This is a genomic window from Arthrobacter sp. TJ-238 (assembly GCF_058269215.1).
Genome location: NZ_JBZCNH010000005.1, coordinates 249308 through 265529, shown reverse-complemented (window position 1 = coordinate 265529; position 16222 = coordinate 249308). Strand labels below are relative to the sequence as shown.

General features: G+C 68.9%; 14 protein-coding genes. 10 read left to right on the top strand and 4 right to left on the bottom strand.

Going from position 1 to position 16222, the window contains the following annotated elements:
* Window positions 1-6 precede the first annotated feature (6 nt).
* Complete coding sequence (locus AC4D2O_RS12740) at window positions 7-627, bottom strand: PH domain-containing protein (protein WP_490907722.1); 621 nt, start codon at window positions 625-627, stop codon at window positions 7-9.
* A gap of 89 nt (window positions 628-716) precedes the next feature.
* Between AC4D2O_RS12740 and AC4D2O_RS12735 the strand changes: the two genes are divergently transcribed.
* The 7 genes from AC4D2O_RS12735 (at window position 717) to AC4D2O_RS12705 (ending at window position 11159) form a co-directional block, all read left to right on the top strand.
* Entirely contained in the window at window positions 717-2579 is a 1863-nt protein-coding gene (locus AC4D2O_RS12735; RefSeq protein ID WP_490907721.1) for an ABC transporter ATP-binding protein, read from the top strand.
* A 287-nt stretch (window positions 2580-2866) separates the two neighbouring features.
* Entirely contained in the window at window positions 2867-4513 is a 1647-nt protein-coding gene (locus tag AC4D2O_RS12730) for a peptide ABC transporter substrate-binding protein (RefSeq protein ID WP_490907720.1), read from the top strand.
* Window positions 4514-4648: 135 nt separating this feature from the next.
* The gene (locus AC4D2O_RS12725; protein ID WP_104049511.1) at window positions 4649-5575 is read left to right on the top strand and encodes an ABC transporter permease; all 927 of its coding nucleotides are present in this window, start codon (window positions 4649-4651) and stop codon (window positions 5573-5575) included.
* A complete protein-coding gene (locus AC4D2O_RS12720) occupies window positions 5568-6584 on the top strand; it encodes an ABC transporter permease (protein ID WP_334210557.1) in 1017 nt (338 codons plus the stop codon). Before AC4D2O_RS12725 ends, AC4D2O_RS12720 begins: the two co-directional genes overlap by 8 nt.
* Window positions 6581-8335 carry an ABC transporter ATP-binding protein gene (locus AC4D2O_RS12715; protein ID WP_490907719.1) on the top strand — a complete coding sequence of 585 codons (1755 nt, stop codon included), beginning with the start codon at window positions 6581-6583 and terminating at the stop codon, window positions 8333-8335. Before AC4D2O_RS12720 ends, AC4D2O_RS12715 begins: the two co-directional genes overlap by 4 nt.
* 265 nt (window positions 8336-8600) lie before the next feature.
* Window positions 8601-10517 (top strand): translational GTPase TypA, encoded by a 1917-nt coding sequence (gene typA / locus AC4D2O_RS12710; protein ID WP_490907718.1) that lies wholly within the window; start codon window positions 8601-8603, stop codon window positions 10515-10517.
* 18 nt (window positions 10518-10535) lie between these two features.
* The gene (locus tag AC4D2O_RS12705) at window positions 10536-11159 is read left to right on the top strand and encodes a hypothetical protein (RefSeq protein WP_490907717.1); all 624 of its coding nucleotides are present in this window, start codon (window positions 10536-10538) and stop codon (window positions 11157-11159) included.
* 64 nt (window positions 11160-11223) lie between these two features.
* Here the strand turns inward: AC4D2O_RS12705 and AC4D2O_RS12700 are convergent, their stop codons facing one another.
* Both AC4D2O_RS12700 and AC4D2O_RS12695 read right to left on the bottom strand, forming a co-directional pair.
* Window positions 11224-11718 (bottom strand): ArsR/SmtB family transcription factor, encoded by a 495-nt coding sequence (locus AC4D2O_RS12700; protein WP_490907716.1) that lies wholly within the window; start codon window positions 11716-11718, stop codon window positions 11224-11226.
* 53 nt (window positions 11719-11771) lie between these two features.
* Complete coding sequence (locus AC4D2O_RS12695; RefSeq protein ID WP_490907715.1) at window positions 11772-12011, bottom strand: putative acetyltransferase; 240 nt, start codon at window positions 12009-12011, stop codon at window positions 11772-11774.
* Window positions 12012-12155: 144 nt separating this feature from the next.
* On the opposite strand from AC4D2O_RS12695, the gene fdxA reads away from it, so the two are divergent.
* The 3 genes from fdxA to AC4D2O_RS12680 all read left to right on the top strand — a co-directional run bounded on the left by fdxA (window position 12156) and on the right by AC4D2O_RS12680 (window position 15089).
* Window positions 12156-12482 (top strand): ferredoxin, encoded by a 327-nt coding sequence (fdxA, locus tag AC4D2O_RS12690; protein WP_049829022.1) that lies wholly within the window; start codon window positions 12156-12158, stop codon window positions 12480-12482.
* Window positions 12483-13682, top strand: a complete 1200-nt coding sequence (gene dapC, locus AC4D2O_RS12685) for a succinyldiaminopimelate transaminase (protein ID WP_490907714.1) — start codon at window positions 12483-12485, stop codon at window positions 13680-13682.
* A 123-nt stretch (window positions 13683-13805) separates the two neighbouring features.
* A complete protein-coding gene (locus AC4D2O_RS12680) occupies window positions 13806-15089 on the top strand; it encodes a citrate synthase (protein WP_490907713.1) in 1284 nt (427 codons plus the stop codon).
* Between the two features lie 74 nt (window positions 15090-15163).
* Here AC4D2O_RS12680 and galE read toward each other — a convergent pair whose 3' ends face one another.
* Complete coding sequence (gene galE, locus AC4D2O_RS12675) at window positions 15164-16183, bottom strand: UDP-glucose 4-epimerase GalE (RefSeq protein ID WP_490907712.1); 1020 nt, start codon at window positions 16181-16183, stop codon at window positions 15164-15166.
* Window positions 16184-16222 lie beyond the last annotated feature (39 nt).

Here is a 16222-nt window from a genome sequence, read left to right as displayed (position 1 = left end):
ACGTCCCTACGAGCCGAGGCCGGCCGCCGCGGCGCCTGCGGCCAGCACGACCGCGCCGGCGATCTGCGCCCGGTTCCAGGTGCGGTGTGCGCGGGCGGGGGAGTCGACGTCGATGGCACCGGATTCGACGAGGTCCTGCCAGCGCGACCTCACGAGGTAGGCGGCGTACCCCGAATCGGTGTTCTTCAGGTCCCCCGGGCGGATGGACCCGCCGGGGCCGTAGCTCGTGGACGGCAGGTCGGTCACGTGCTCGGGCTTCCCGGCGTGCGTCCCCCACACGCCGGGAGCGGGAGCCGCCCAGGCAGTGAACGCGCCCGACGGCGTCACCAGCTTCAGGGCGTACCTGGTGTCGACGTCGATCAGCGCGGACCACGGGACCCTGATGGTCGCGAGCGGGTTGCGCACCGTGACGGTGTCCTCCGCGACGACCACCACGGGGTACCAGAACAGCCACCAGCCCGCGTAGGCGACGCCGAGGAGCGGCCAGGCGCGCAGCAGCCCGGCAGGGCCCTCGGTCGCCGCGACGGAGACGAGGCCGCCCAGTGCGACGAGCACCGCCGCCCCCGTGAACCAGACGCCGGTCCGTGGTCTGAAGACGCTGACCCCGGCCACCCTCGAGCTTTCCATGGCTCCATGATCCCAGTACCGCACCCGCCCGTATCCCGTCAGGAGCGCACGCGTAGCCGCGCGGCCTCCTCCGCGAAGGAGGACCCCTCATGAGCACCCAGGTCATCGGCGGCACGGGCGGCAACGACGACGGGGACCACGGGGATCACGGGGATCACGGTGCGGGCCGCCCCGGCCACCGCGGCCCCGTGCTCGAGGTCCGCGATCTCTGCGTGGACTTCGGCGTGGACAAACGGTGGGTGCCGGCGGCCATCGACCTGACCTACGAGGTCCGGGCCGGTGAGGTGCTGGCGATCGTCGGTGAATCCGGGTCCGGCAAGAGCGCGAGCTCGATGTCGCTGCTGGGACTGCTGCCCTCGAACAGCCGCGTGACGGGCGAGGTGCTGCTCAACGGACAGAATGTCCTCACCATGCCCCCGGGCAGGCTGCGGGAGGTGCGCGGCAACGACGTCGCCGTCATCTTCCAGGAGCCCATGACGGCGCTGAACCCCGTCTACACCGTGGGCTTCCAGATCGTCGAGACGCTGCGCCTGCACAACGAGATCTCCCCGGACGAGGCCAGGCAGCGTGCCCTGCGCCTGCTGCAGATGGTCGAACTGCCGGACCCGGAGAAGGCGTTCAGGTCCTACCCGCACCAGCTCTCCGGTGGGCAGCGGCAGCGCGCGATGATCGCGCAGTCCCTGTCCTGCGACCCGAAGCTCCTGATCGCCGACGAGCCCACGACGGCCCTCGACGTCACCGTGCAGGCCGAGATCCTCGATCTGATGCGCAACCTGCGGAACCAGCTCAACAGCGCAATCGTCCTGATCACGCACGACATGGGCGTGGTGGCGGACCTGGCCGACCGCATCGCCGTCATGCGGAAGGGCCGGATCGTGGAGACCGGCACCGCTGACCAGATCTTCAACCACCCGCAGCACGAGTACACCAGGACGCTCCTGGCCGCCGTGCCGCACCTCGGGCAGGGGGACGGCAACGACGACGTCGACATCACGGCTGCCCTCGCCGCGGCGACCCACACCGAGCTGCACACCGTGGACCACGACGAACTGGAGCGCCGCGAGCGCGACGTCCTCGCGCGGCTCGCGGGGGAGGGCAGGACGGCGCCGCGCACCGGGGATCCCGTCCTGGAGCTCGTCGACGTGGCGATCGATTATCCCAAGCAGGGCCGCGTCCCGGCGTTCCGCGCCGTCGAGGGGGCGAACCTGACGGTCTACCCCGGGCAGGTCATCGGGCTCGTGGGGGAGTCCGGATCGGGGAAGACGACTATCGGCCGTGCCGCTGTCGGATTGCTGCCGGTCGCGCAGGGTTCGCTCAGGGTCGTGGGGACGGACATCTCGGGATTCCGACCCAGCTCGCGGGAGCTCGTTAAGGTACGCCGCCACATCGGCATGGTGTTCCAGGACCCGTCGTCGTCGCTGAACCCGCGGCTCCCGATCGGCGAGAGCATCGGCGAACCGATGCTCCTCGCGGGCGAGGCCAAGGGCGCCGCACTGCAGAAGCGCATCGAGACGCTGCTCGACCAGGTGGAGCTGCCCCGCTCCTACCGGAACCGCTATCCGCACGAGCTGTCGGGCGGGCAGAAGCAGCGCGTCGGGATCGCGCGCGCACTGTCCCTCAAGCCGAAGCTGATGGTCGCGGACGAGCCGACGTCGGCCCTGGACGTCTCCGTGCAGGCGAGGGTGCTCGAACTCTTCCAGCACCTGCAGCGCGACCTCGGCTTCGCCTGCCTGTTCGTCACGCATGACCTCGCCGTGGTGGACGTGCTGGCCGACTACATCTGCGTGATGAAGCGCGGGCGCATCGTGGAGCAGGGCCCCCGGGACCAGATCCTCCGGCGCCCCCAGGATCCGTACACGCAGCGCCTGCTGGCCGCCGTCCCGCTGCCGGATCCTGCCCTGCAGCGCGAGCGCCGCGAACTGAGGGCCAAACTCCTCGCCTCCACCGACTGAACGGCCCCGACCTCGCGCCCGCAGTCCGGGGCTCCTGTACAGTGCCCGAGCGCCTCCTCCGGTTTCGTTATGGAAGCGTGATGCAGCGGATCCCAGGGCGCTGGCCTGCGGAAACAGAACCGGGCGGCGCCGAAGCTGAGGGTCCGCTGGGAGTCGTTGTATACATGATGTTCAACAAAGCAACGGAACGGGCATATGATCTTCCGGTGTGAGTTGGCTCTCGCTGTCTGCGGAGCAACTATCCCGGCCACATCAGCGCCGGATCGACCCAATAACTAGGAGGCGGAATGCGTTTCACGCGCACTTCCAAGATGCTCAGCGTCGCGGCCCTCGCCGCACTGTCACTCAGCGCATGCGGTGGCGGAAGCTCTGAGTCCGGCACCACCAGCGGTACCACCGGCAGCACGGACGCGGTCATCGTCGTCGATGGCTCCGAGCCCCAGAACCCGCTGATCCCCACCAGCACCAACGAGGTGGGCGGCGGAGCGATCCTCGACCTGATCTTCGCGGGTCTGGTCAGCTACGACGCCGAGGGCAAGCCCCAGAACGAGATGGCCGAGTCCATCGAGACCGAGGACGCCCAGACCTACACGATCACGCTGAAGGAGGGCAAGACCTTCACCAACGGTGATCCCGTTACCGCGAGCTCCTTCGTGGACGCCTGGAACTACGGTGCCGCCGCGAAGAACGCCCAGCTGTCGAGCTACTTCTTCGAGAGCATCGAGGGCTACGACGAGGCCAGCGCCGAGGGCTCCACGGTGGAGACCATGAGCGGCCTCACCGTCGTCGACGACCAGACGTTCACCGTCAAGCTGTCCCAGCCGGAGTCCGACTGGCCGCTGCGCCTGGGCTACAGCGCGTTCTTCCCGCTGCCCGCCGCCGCACTCGAGGATCCCGCAGCGTTCGGCGAGAACCCGATCGGCAACGGCCCCTACAAGTTCGCCTCCGAGGGTGCCTGGCAGCACAACCAGCAGATCGAGCTCGTACCGAACGAGGAGTACGAGGGCCCCCAGGCCGCCCAGAACGCCGGTGTGACGTTCAAGATCTACCAGAACGACACCACGGCCTACCAGGACCTGATCTCGGACAACCTGGACGTCCTCAAGACGATCCCGACGAGCGACATCAAGAACTTCAAGAACGACCTCGGCGAGCGCTCGATCGAGTCGCCGTACGCGGGCAACCAGACCATCGCCATCCCGTACTACCTCCCGAACTGGGACGGCGAGGCCGGCAAGCTCCGCCGCCAGGCGCTGTCGATGGCCATCAACCGTGACGAGATCACCGAGGTCATCTTCAACAACGGCCGCACGCCTGCCAAGGACTTCACCGCCCCCGTCCTCGACGGCTACAGCGAGGACCTGCCCGGCAGCGAGAACCTCGAGTACAACCCGGACGAGGCCAAGAAGCTCTGGGCCGAGGCCGAGAAGATCGCGCCCTACGACGAGTCGGAGCCCCTGACCATCGGCTACAACGCCGACAAGGGCGACCACAAGACGTGGGTCGAGGCCGTGGTGAACAACATCAAGAACAACCTCGGTATCGAGATCTCGGGCAAGCCGTACGCCACCTTCAAGGAAGCCCGCACGGAAGCCACGGAGGAGACCCTCACGGGTGCCCTGCGCGCCGGCTGGCAGGCCGACTACCCGTCGCTGTACAACTTCCTCGGACCCATCTACGCCACCGGCGCCGGGTCCAACGATGCCCGCTACAGCAATCCCGAGTTCGACCAGCAGCTGACCGGGGGACTCGCCGCCAGCTCCGTCGAGGAGGGCAACGAGGCCATGAACCAGGCCCAGGAGCAGCTCCTCGAGGACCTCCCGGCCATCCCGCTGTGGTACCAGGTCGCCCAGGGCGGCTGGAGCAGCAACGTGGACAACGTCGAGTTCGGCTGGAACGGTGTTCCGCTCTACTACGCCATCACCGGCAAGTAACCCCTAGCGGTCTCGGGGCCCGCCCGGCACAGGGCGGGCCCCTTTTCCGTGCTCCAACGAAAAGGTTCAACACCTCATGAGCAACCCCTCACTGCGTCCCGTCCGGACGCACGCCGCACCGGGAGGTGCGCACTGATGGTCTGGTACATCGTCCGACGCTTCCTGCAGCTGATCCCCGTCTTCCTCGGCGCCACGCTGCTGGTGTACTTCCTGGTCTTCAGCCTCCCCGGCGACGCGACCGCGGCCATCTGCGGCGAGCGCGGCTGCACGCCCGCCGTCGTCGCAGGGCTCCGCGAGCAGTACAACCTGGACCAGCCCTTCTGGATCCAGTACCTGCTGTACCTCAAGGGCGTGCTGACGTTCGATCTCGGCACCAACTTCTCGGGCCGCCCGATCGCCACCATCATCGCCGAGGTCTTCCCGACCACAGCGAAGCTCGCCATCATGGCGCTGGTCATCGAAGCCGTCTTCGGCATCGTGTTCGGCCTCATCGCGGGCCTGCGCAAGGGCAGGATCTTCGACTCCTCCGTCCTCGTGCTGTCCCTGATCGTCATCGCGGTCCCCATCTTCGTGCTCGGGTTCCTGATGCAGTTCCTCATCGGCGTCAAGCTGCAGTGGACCAACCCGACGGTGAGCGGCGACGCCACCTTCACGGAGCTCCTGCTCCCGGCCGTGGTCCTCGGGCTGGTGTCCTTCGCCTACGTGCTGCGCCTGACCCGCACGAGCATCATCGAGAACGTGAACGCCGACTACGTCCGGACGGCGACGGCCAAGGGCCTCAGCCGCCGACGCGTCGTCGTCGTGCATGTCCTCCGCAACTCGCTGATCCCCGTCGTGACCTTCCTCGGTGCCGACCTCGGCGCCCTCATGGGCGGCGCGATCGTCACCGAAGGCATCTTCAACGTCAACGGGGTCGGCAACACCCTCTACCGCGCCGTGCTCAACGGTGACGGACCGATGGTCGTCTCGATCGTCACGTTCCTGATCCTCATCTTCTGCCTGGCGAACCTGCTGGTGGATCTCCTGTACGCGTGGCTGGACCCAAGGATTCGATATGCCTGAACCGACAACACCCATCGAGGCCGCCGCGACCGTGGCACCCACGCCGGCGGCACGCACCAAGCGGTCCGCCTATCCGATCGAGCACTTCGTCGCCGACCTCGACGAGACGCCGGTACGGGCCACGGACAGCGCCGTGTCCGACGCCGCCCCCCGCAGCCTCTGGGGCGAGGCATGGCGCAGCCTGCGCAAGCAGCCGCTGTTCATCATCAGCGCGATCCTGATCCTCGCGGTCATCTTCGTGGCCCTGTTCCCCGGGCTCTTCACGAACGAGCCGCCGAACGAGAACTGCCTGCTGGAGAACTCCGACGGCGGTCCCGCACCCGGGCACCCGCTCGGCTTCACCGTCCAGGGCTGCGACATCCTCTCCCGCGTGGTGCACGGCACGCAGTCCTCGCTGACCGTCGGCCTGTTCGCCACGCTCGGCGTGGTGCTGATCGGCGGCCTCATCGGTGCGCTGGCCGGTTTCTTCGGCGGCTGGATCGACGCCGTGCTCGCACGCATCGGTGACATCTTCTTCGCGCTCCCGCTGATCCTCGGCGCCATCGTCGTGGTGCAGCTGCCCGTGTTCCAGCAGAACCGGAACGTGTGGACGCTCGTCGTGATCCTCGTGGCCTTCGGCTGGCCGCAGATCGCCCGGATCACACGTGCCGCGGTGATCGAGGTCCGCAACGCGGACTTCGTGACGGCGGCGCGATCGCTCGGGGTGTCCCCGCTGGGCGCCCTCGTCAAGCACGTCATCCCGAACGCGCTCGCGCCCGTCATCGTCATCGCGACGATCTCGCTCGGCACGTTCATCGTCGCGGAGTCGACGCTGTCGTTCCTCGGCATCGGACTGCCGCCCGAGGTCATGTCGTGGGGCAACGACATCTTCTCGGCCAAGCCCTCGCTGCGCAGCAACCCCATGGCGATCTTCTGGCCGGGCCTCGCCCTGTCGATCACCGTTCTGAGCTTCATCATGCTGGGCGACGCCCTGCGTGACGCTCTCGATCCGAAGGCACGCAAACGATGAGCCACAGCACCAGCAACGCAACGGCCGGAGGGGGCGGCCGCCGCGCCGCCCGCAACGACACGGCGGCCACCGCAGCGTCGGGAGGCGTCCAGCCGCTGCTCGAGCTCCGCGACCTCGCCATCACCTTCACGACGTCGAACGGCGACGTGCCGGCGGTGCGCAACGCGCACCTGACCGTCATGCCCGGCGAGACCGTCGCGATCGTGGGGGAGTCCGGTTCGGGCAAGTCGACCACGGCGCTCGCCGCCATCGGCCTCCTGCCCGGGAACGGGCGCGTGTCCAACGGCAGCATCATCTTCGACGGCGAGGACATCACCCACGCCTCGGAGAAGCGCATCATCGAGCTCCGCGGCTCCTCGATCGGCATGGTGCCGCAGGACCCGATGTCCAACCTGAACCCGGTGTGGAAGATCGGGTTCCAGGTCAAGGAGACCCTGCGGGCCAACGGCCTGCCGAGCGGTCCGCAGGATGTCGCGAAGGTGCTCTCGGAGGCCGGACTGCCCGACGCCGCCTCGCGCGCCAACCAGTACCCGCACGAGTTCTCCGGCGGCATGCGCCAGCGCGCCCTGATCGCCATCGGCCTGTCCTGCCGCCCGCGCCTTCTCATCGCCGACGAGCCGACGTCGGCCCTGGACGTCACCGTGCAGCGGCAGATCCTCGACCACCTCGACTCGATGACCGAGGAGCTCGGCACAGCCGTGCTGCTCATCACGCACGACCTCGGCCTCGCCGCCGAGCGCGCGCACAAGGTGATCGTGATGTACAAGGGGCAGGTCGTCGAGGCCGGCCCGGCGCTCGAGCTCCTCACCAACCCGCGCCATCCCTACACGCAGAAGCTCGTGGCCTCGGCGCCGTCCATCGCGTCGCGCCGCATCGAGTCCGCGAAGAAGGCCGGCGTCGAGACCGACGACCTCCTCGCTCCGGCCGTCGCGAAGGGTCCGTCGCTGGACAAGGTGATCGAGGTCGAGGACCTGACGAAGGTCTTCAAGATCCGCGGCAGCTGGGGCAAGTCCACCGACTTCACCGCCGTGGACAAGGTCTCCTTCTCGATCGCGCGCGGCACCACCACCGCCGTCGTGGGCGAGTCCGGTTCGGGCAAATCCACCGTCGCGAAGATGGTGCTCGGGCTCGAGGGCGCGACGTCGGGCAGCATCCGGTTCGACGGCGTGGACATCACCACGCTGGGCCGGAAGCAGATGTTCGACTTCCGCCGCCGCGTCCAGCCGATCTTCCAGGACCCGTACGGCTCGCTCGACCCGATGTACAACATCTACCGCACCATCGAGGAGCCGCTCCGTGTCCACGGGATCGGCGACGCGAAGAGCCGGGAGAAGAAGGTCCGCGAACTGCTCGACCAGGTGGCCCTGCCGTCCTCGATGATGCAGCGCTTCCCGAACGAGCTCTCGGGCGGCCAACGTCAGCGCGTCGCCATCGCCCGGGCCCTGGCCCTGGATCCCGAGGTGGTCATCTGCGACGAGGCCGTCTCGGCGCTCGACGTGCTGGTGCAGGCGCAGATCCTGAACCTGCTCGCCGACCTGCAGGCGGACCTCGGCCTGAGCTACCTGTTCATCACGCACGACCTGGCGGTGGTCCGCCAGATCGCCGACCACGTGGCCGTGATGGAGAAGGGCCGGCTCGTGGAGCAGGGCACCACGGACGAGGTCTTCGACAACCCGAAGACCGCCTACACCCAGGCGCTCCTCGCCGCCATCCCGGGGGCCGGGCTCGTCCTGCCCCCCGAGGTGGCATAGCCGCGAGGACACCGGCAGCACCGGCAGCACCGGCAGCACCGACGACGGCGGCTCTCCATCCGGAGGGCCGCCGTCGTCGTCCCACCACTGCCCGTCCCACCACTGCCCGGTCCCGGTCGTCGCGGATGCGCCCACAGCGGATTCGGGCGCCCATTGACACGGAGCATTAGGTCTGTTTTTGAGGTGTCCCCTAGACTGGTAAGAGGGCGCGCAGTGCAGCCGCCGTCATTTTCCCCGCAGTAGATACCGAATTGAGTAATCACGCATGTCTGAAACCACAGGCAACACCGCTGTCCGCAGCGATCTCCGCAACGTAGCCATCGTGGCTCACGTTGACCACGGAAAAACCACCCTGGTCGATGCCATGCTGAAGCAGACCAATTCGTTCGCGGCCCACGGCGACGTGGCCGACCGCGTCATGGACTCGGGTGACCTCGAGCGCGAGAAGGGCATCACCATCCTCGCGAAGAACACCACGGTGTTCTACGACGGTCCGGCCGCCAAGGGCGAGACCATCACCATCAACGTCATCGACACCCCGGGCCACGCCGACTTCGGCGGCGAGGTGGAGCGCGGCCTGTCCATGGTCGACGGCGTCGTGCTGCTCGTCGACGCGTCCGAGGGCCCGCTGCCCCAGACCCGCTTCGTGCTGCGCAAGGCCCTCGCGGCCAAGCTCCCCGTCATCCTGCTGGTCAACAAGACGGACCGCCCCGACTCCCGCATCGAGGAGGTCGTCAGCGAGTCGATGGACCTCCTCCTCGGCCTCGCGTCGGACCTCGCCGACGAGGTCCCCGACCTCGATCTCGACCTGATCCTCAACGTCCCGGTCGTCTACGCCGCGGCCCGCGTCGGTGCGGCGTCGATCGAGCAGCCGGCCAACGGCAGCGCACCGGCCAACGACAATCTGGAGCCCCTGTTCCAGACGATCATCGACCACATCCCGGCACCCCGCTACAACCCCGACGGTGTTCTCCAGGCGCACGTCACCAACCTCGACGCCTCGCCGTTCCTCGGCCGCCTCGCGCTGCTGCGTATCTTCAACGGCACGCTGCGCAAGGGCCAGCAGGTCGCCTGGGCCCGCCAGAACGGTGAGCTGAAGACCGTCAAGATCACCGAACTGCTCGCCACCAAGGCGCTCGACCGCGTCCCGACCGATTCCGCCGGACCGGGCGAGATCGTCGCCGTCGCCGGCATCGAGGGCATCACCATCGGCGAGACCCTCACCGACGTCGACAACCCGCAGCCGCTGCCGCTCATCACGGTCGACGATCCCGCGATCTCCGTGACCATCGGTATCAACACCTCGCCTCTGGCCGGCAAGGTCAAGGGCGCCAAGGTCACCGCACGCCAGGTCAAGGACCGCCTCGACAAGGAGCTCATCGGCAACGTCTCGCTCCGCGTGCTGCCCACCGCCCGCCCCGACGCCTGGGAGGTCCAGGGCCGCGGCGAGCTCGCGCTGGCCATCCTCGTGGAGCAGATGCGCCGCGAAGGCTTCGAACTCACCGTCGGCAAGCCCCAGGTGGTCACCAAGACCATCGACGGCAAGATCCACGAGCCGATGGAGCACATGACCATCGACGTCCCCGAGGAGTACCTCGGCGGCGTCACGCAGCTCATGGCCGCCCGCAAGGGACGCATGACCAACATGGCCAACCACGGCACCGGCTGGGTCCGCATGGAGTTCATCGTGCCCGCCCGCGGCCTGATCGGCTTCCGCACCCGCTTCCTCACCGACACGCGCGGCGCCGGTATCGCAGCATCGATCTCCGAGGGCTACGAGCCGTGGGCCGGTGACATCGAGTACCGCACCAACGGATCGATGATCGCCGACCGCGCCGGTGTGGTCACGCCGTTCGCGATGATCAACCTGCAGGAGCGCGGCTCGTTCTTCGTGCAGCCCACCTCCGAGGTGTACGAGGGCATGATCGTCGGCGAGAACTCCCGCGCCGACGACATGGAGGTCAACATCACGAAGGAGAAGAAGCTCACCAACATGCGTGCCGCTTCCTCGGACACCTTCGAGAACCTGACCCCGCCGCGCAACCTCACGCTCGAGGAGTCCCTCGAGTTCGCCCGCGAGGACGAGTGCGTCGAGGTCACGCCGGAGTCCATCCGCATCCGCAAGGTCATCCTCGACGCCAACGAGCGCATGCGCGCGTCGCGTTCACGCGCCCGCGCCTGACCTGCATCGCGCAGCACCATGGCACACGACGACGCCGGCTCTTCCCCTGCAGGGGAAGGCCGGCGTCCGGCGTTCCCGGTCCCTCCGGACGCCAGGGGGCCGGCTGCCGAGGCGGCCGAGCCTGCTTCCCGCGCCGCTGCGCCGCCGGAGCCCGGCGCTCCACCGGTCACCCCTGCAGAGCAGGGCGCCCACAGGGCCGGCCCTGCCGTGCCGGCTGCCCGTAGCGCCGGCGCCGCGGTGCCTGCGGCCAGGGCGCCGGGCCGGCTGACCGCCGGGATCGTCGCGGCCGCGGCCGGGATCGTCGCGGCCGTCTTCGGCACCGTGCTGCACGGCCAGGTGGTCTACGTCGGTGCGACCGGACTCCCGGTCGGGGCGGTGGCCGCGCTCGTGCTCGCCGGCAGCCTGTTCCTGCTCTGCGGGCTCTGGGGGCGGAGCATCATCATGACGGCCGTGGCCGGCGCCGTCGCCTACGGTGCGGTGGCGCTGCTCTCGACGTCGTCGAAGACCCTGATCCTCACGGGGACCTCGGAGGTCGCCCCGGCAACGGCCCTCGCCGGGAACCTCTGGCTCTTCGGTGTGCTCGTGGTGACGCTGGCGGCCGTCGTGGCCGGCAGCGTCCTGCTGCGTCCGGCCCGACGCTAGGACCCCGCGCAGGGACCGGTCGTGCCGGGTGCATGTCGCCGGGCGCCCGGAGCACGCTTCCGGATCAGTCCGCCGTGCGGTCCAGGTGGTGCGCGAGCATGACCGACGTCGCCGTGCCGTCGGGGTCGGGGCCGCGCTGCGCGTACTCCTCGAAGACCGCGCGGATCCGGCCCATCATCTCGGCGCGGTGCTCGTCGTTCAGGCGGACACCGAGCCGCCAGACGTCGATCTCGGACGGCTGCAGGCCCTCGATCTCCTGCAGGAACGTCTCGACCAGCACGGGGGCGGAGTTCGGCATGCGCGTGTGCCAGGACAGCCCCGTGGCACGGTAGGGGATCTCCTTCGCGCCGCGGTTGCCGGTGCGGGCGTCGTCGGCGGCGAGGAAGCCGGTGGACAGCAGGGTGCGCACATGATGCAGCGAGGTGGCCGGGTTGAGCTCCAGCGTCTCCGCGATCTCCTTGTTGGTCCGCGGCTTGTGCAGGCACAGGCGCAGGATGCGGAGCCGGACAGGGGAGCTGAGCGCCCGGCCGCGCGCCTGGAGGTCCTCGTCGATGTCCATCTGCCGATCATACGGGACATCGACCGATTGATTGACGGGTCCCAATCACTGCGTCAGGAGGGCTCCACGCGCCGCGGAGCACGGCGTGGGGGCGCGGGCGGCACGGCCTTCGCCGCCGTGATGTCGGCCAGCACGACGACGTCGTCACCCCTTCGCGTCCGCACGGTACACGTGGTCGCGTCCAGCGCCACGAGGTCCCCGAGCGAGTCCGTGAACCCGTCGCCGAGGCGGCGCCGCACCACCACCCGCGTGGTCAGGGGGAGCGAGGCGAGGAAGCCGGCGGGAGTCTGCACCCGTCAAGGGTAGGCCCCCGGCCGGCCGGCCGGGCATCCCGGCGTATCCGGCACCGTGGTCCGGCCCGAGGGAGGGGTGCGTTAAGCTGGGAACCGCACCGAGGGTGCGGCAGCCGACCCCGGATTCAACGAAAGGCGTGGGACGTGACCTACGTAATCGCGCAGCCCTGCGTGGACGTCAAGGACAAGGCCTGTATCGAGGAGTGCCCTGTCGACTGCATCTACGAGGGCGAGCGGTCGCTCTACATCCACCCCGACGAGTGCGTGGACTGCGGTGCGTGCGAACCCGTCTGCCCCGTCGAGGCGATCTACTACGAGGACGACACCCCCGAGCAGTGGGCCGAGTACTACAAGGCGAACGTCGAGTTCTTCGACGACCTCGGCTCGCCCGGCGGCGCCGCCAAGGTCGGCAACACGGGCTTCGACCACCCGATCATCGCGGCCCTGCCGCCCCAGAACCAGCCCGCCTAGGTGACGGCCGGGGAGCCGAAGCCCTTCGGCCTGCAGCTGCCGGACTACCCGTGGGACGCCATGGCGCCCTACCAGGACACCGCGTCGCGGCACCCCGACGGCGTGGTGGACCTGTCCATCGGCACGCCCGTGGACCCGACGCCGGAGCTCATCCGCTCCGCACTGGCCGCGGCCTCCGATGCGCACGGCTACCCGACCACGCACGGCACCGTGGCACTCCGCGAGGCGATCAGCAGCTGGTTCGCGCGCCGCAGGGGAGTACCCGGGCTCGACCCGCTGGACATCCTGCCGACCGTCGGTTCGAAGGAACTGGTCGCGTGGCTGCCGCTGCTGCTCGGCCTGGGAGCGGGCGACGTCGTCGTGCGCCCCACGGTCGCCTACCCCACCTACGACATGGGCGCGCACCTCGCCGGTGCCACGCCGGTGCCCGTCGATTCCCTCGCCGACCTGCCGGACGACATCCGGTCCCGCGTGCGCCTCGTCTGGATCAACTCGCCGGGCAATCCCACGGGTGAGGTCCTCGACGTCGACGCCCTGCGGGCCGTCGTCGACGACGCACGGTCCCTCGGCGCCGTCGTCGCCTCCGACGAGTGCTACGGCGAGCTCGGCTGGGGTCCGTGGGATCCGGCCGAGGGCGGCGAGCCGGTGCCGAGCGTCCTGGACCCGCGGGTCTGCGGCGGGTCCCACGAGCTCCTGCTGGCCGTCTACTCGCTGAGCAAGCAGTCCAACCTCGCCGGTTACCGGGCCGCCTTCACGGCCGGCGACCCCGCGATCATCGCCAACCTCGTGAACTCCCGGAAGCATGCGGGCATGATCGTGCCGCGACCCGTCCAGGAGGCCATGCGCGTGGCCCTCGGGGACGACACGCACGTCGCGGAGCAGAAGGACCTGTACCGCCGTCGTCGCGCGCTGCTCGTCCCCGCCCTGGAGGCGGCCGGCTTCACGATCAGCGGGTCAGCCGCAGGCCTGTACCTGTGGGCGTCCGACGGCGGTCCCACGTGGGACACCATCGGCTGGCTCGCCGGGCTCGGGATCCTCGCCGGTCCCGGGACGTTCTACGGCGACGCGGGGCAGGGCTTCGTCCGTGTGGCGCTCACGGGCAGCGACGAGCGGGTCGCGGCGGCCGCGGCACGCCTGGCCGAGGCGGGACCCCGTGCGGGCGGCCCTCTTGCCCCCGGCGGGGATGGGCAGCAGGATTAGTGCTCAGGGGCCCGCTGACGGTAGCGTTTGTCGCTGAATGTGCTGTTCCTGGAGTGACGTACGTCCTCCTGCGTAGTGATGATTTGTGGCGACGACCTCGCTCCAGCTCCTGAAGGAGAACCAATGACCGAGCACAATGCTGCTTCCCTGCACTACGACGGCGGGAAGCTCAGCCTCCCGCTGGTGCCCGCCGTCGAGGGCAACAACGGCTACGACGTGTCGAAACTGCTGAAGCAGACGGGCCAGGTCACCTTCGACCCAGGCTTCATGAACACCGCGGCCACCACGTCCGCGATCACCTACATCGACGGCGACGCCGGGATCCTGCGCTACCGCGGGTACCCGATCGAGGAGCTCGCGAAGAACTCCAGCTTCCTCGAGGTCTCCTACCTCCTCATCTACGGCAACCTGCCGACCCCCGAGGAGCTGAGCGCATTCGACGGACGCATCCGCCGTCACACGCTGCTGCATGAGGAGCTCAAGGGCTTCTTCGGCGGTTTCCCGCGTGACGCGCATCCGATGCCCGTGCTGTCCTCGGCCGTCTCGGCGCTGTCCACCTTCTACCAGGACTCGCTGGACCCGTTCGACGACGAGCAGGTGGAACTCTCCACGTTCCGCCTCATGGCGAAACTGCCCGTCATCGCGGCCTACGCGCACAAGAAGTCCATCGGCCAGCCGATGCTGTACCCGGACAACTCCATGAACCTCGTGGAGAACTTCCTGCGGCTCTCCTTCGGCCTGCCCGCGGAGCCCTACGACCTGGACCCCATGATGGTCAAGGCCCTCGACCTGCTGCTCATCCTGCACGCCGACCACGAGCAGAACTGCTCGACGTCCACCGTGCGCCTCGTGGGCAGCTCGAACGCCAACATGTTCGCCTCCGTCTCGGCCGGCATCAACGCACTGTTCGGACCGCTGCACGGTGGCGCCAACGAGGCCGTGCTCAACATGCTGCGCGACATCAAGGCCAAGGGCATGCAGCCCGAGGACTTCATGGAGAAGGTCAAGAACAAGGAAGACGGCGTGAAGCTCATGGGCTTCGGGCACCGCGTCTACAAGAACTACGATCCGCGCGCGAAGATCGTCAAGGCCACAGCCCACGACATCCTCACCAAGCTCGGCGGCAACGACGAACTGCTCGACATCGCGATGCGGCTCGAGGAGAAGGCGCTCGCCGACGACTACTTCATCGAGCGGAAGCTGTACCCGAACGTGGACTTCTACACGGGCCTGATCTACAAGGCCATGGGGTTCCCCGAGAAGATGTTCACCGTGCTCTTCGCGATCGGTCGCCTGCCGGGCTGGATCGCCCAGTGGCGCGAGATGATGCAGGACCCGCAGACGAAGATCGGCCGGCCCCGCCAGCTGTACACGGGCGAGGCGGAGCGCCACTACCCCGCGAACTGATCCCCGGCACGACGGCGGCCGCCCACCTCAGGTGGGCGGCCGCCGTCGTGCGTGGGCCGGGTTCCTCGGACGGGTCAGCCGGCCTGCGCGTAGCCCTGCGGGTTGTTCTTCTGCCAGCGCCAGTGGTCCTCGCACATCTCGGCCAGCGTCCGGTTCGCGGACCAGCCGAGGTCGGCGAGAGCGGAGGAGGGGTCGGCGTAGCTCACGGCGGCGTCGCCCGGGCGGCGCGGCGCGAACTCGTAGGGGACGTCCGTGCCCACGGCCGCGGAGAACGCTGCGAGCACCTCGAGGACCGAGGAGCCGTGCCCGGTGCCGAGGTTCCAGGTGTGCACGCCGCCGTGCGCCACGAGGTAGTCCAGGGCGGCCAGGTGGCCCTCGGCGAGGTCGACGACATGGATGTAGTCACGGACGCCGGTCCCGTCCGGTGTCGGATAGTCGTTGCCGAATACGAGGACCTTCTCGCGCCGGCCCACGGCGACCTGCGCCACGAAGGGCAGGAGGTTGTTCGGGACGCCCGTGGGGTCCTCGCCGATGGTCCCCGAGGTGTGTGCGCCCACGGGGTTGAAGTAGCGCAGCAGGGCGATGTTCCAGCGCGGGTCCGCAGCCCCGAGGTCCGTCAGGATGTCCTCGATCTGCTCCTTGGTGCGCCCGTACGGGTTCACGGCGTCGAGGGGCAGCTTCTCGGTCAGGGGCACTTCCTCGGAGGCGCCGTACACGGTCGCCGACGAGCTGAAGACGAGGGTGCGCACACCGGCGTCGTCCATCACGCGCAGGAGACTCAGTGTGCCGCCGACGTTGTTCGAGTAGTAGTACAGCGGCTTCTCGACCGATTCGCCGACGGCCTTCAGCCCCGCGAAGTGGATGACGGCGTCGACCTGCTCCTCGGCGAAGATGGCCCGCAGCCGGGGCTCGTCGAGGAGGTCGGCCTGGTGGAACGTCGGGGTGCGGCCCGCGAGGGCCGCCACGCGCTCCAGCGACGTCACCGTGGAGTTGAGCAGGTTGTCGACGACGACGACGTCATGGCCGTGTTCGAGCAGGGTCAGGACGGTGTGCGAGCCGATGTAGCCGCTGCCACCGGTAACGAGGATCTTCATGCTCCCATCCTAGGTCGGCAGCGCCGGGGACCGGTCCCT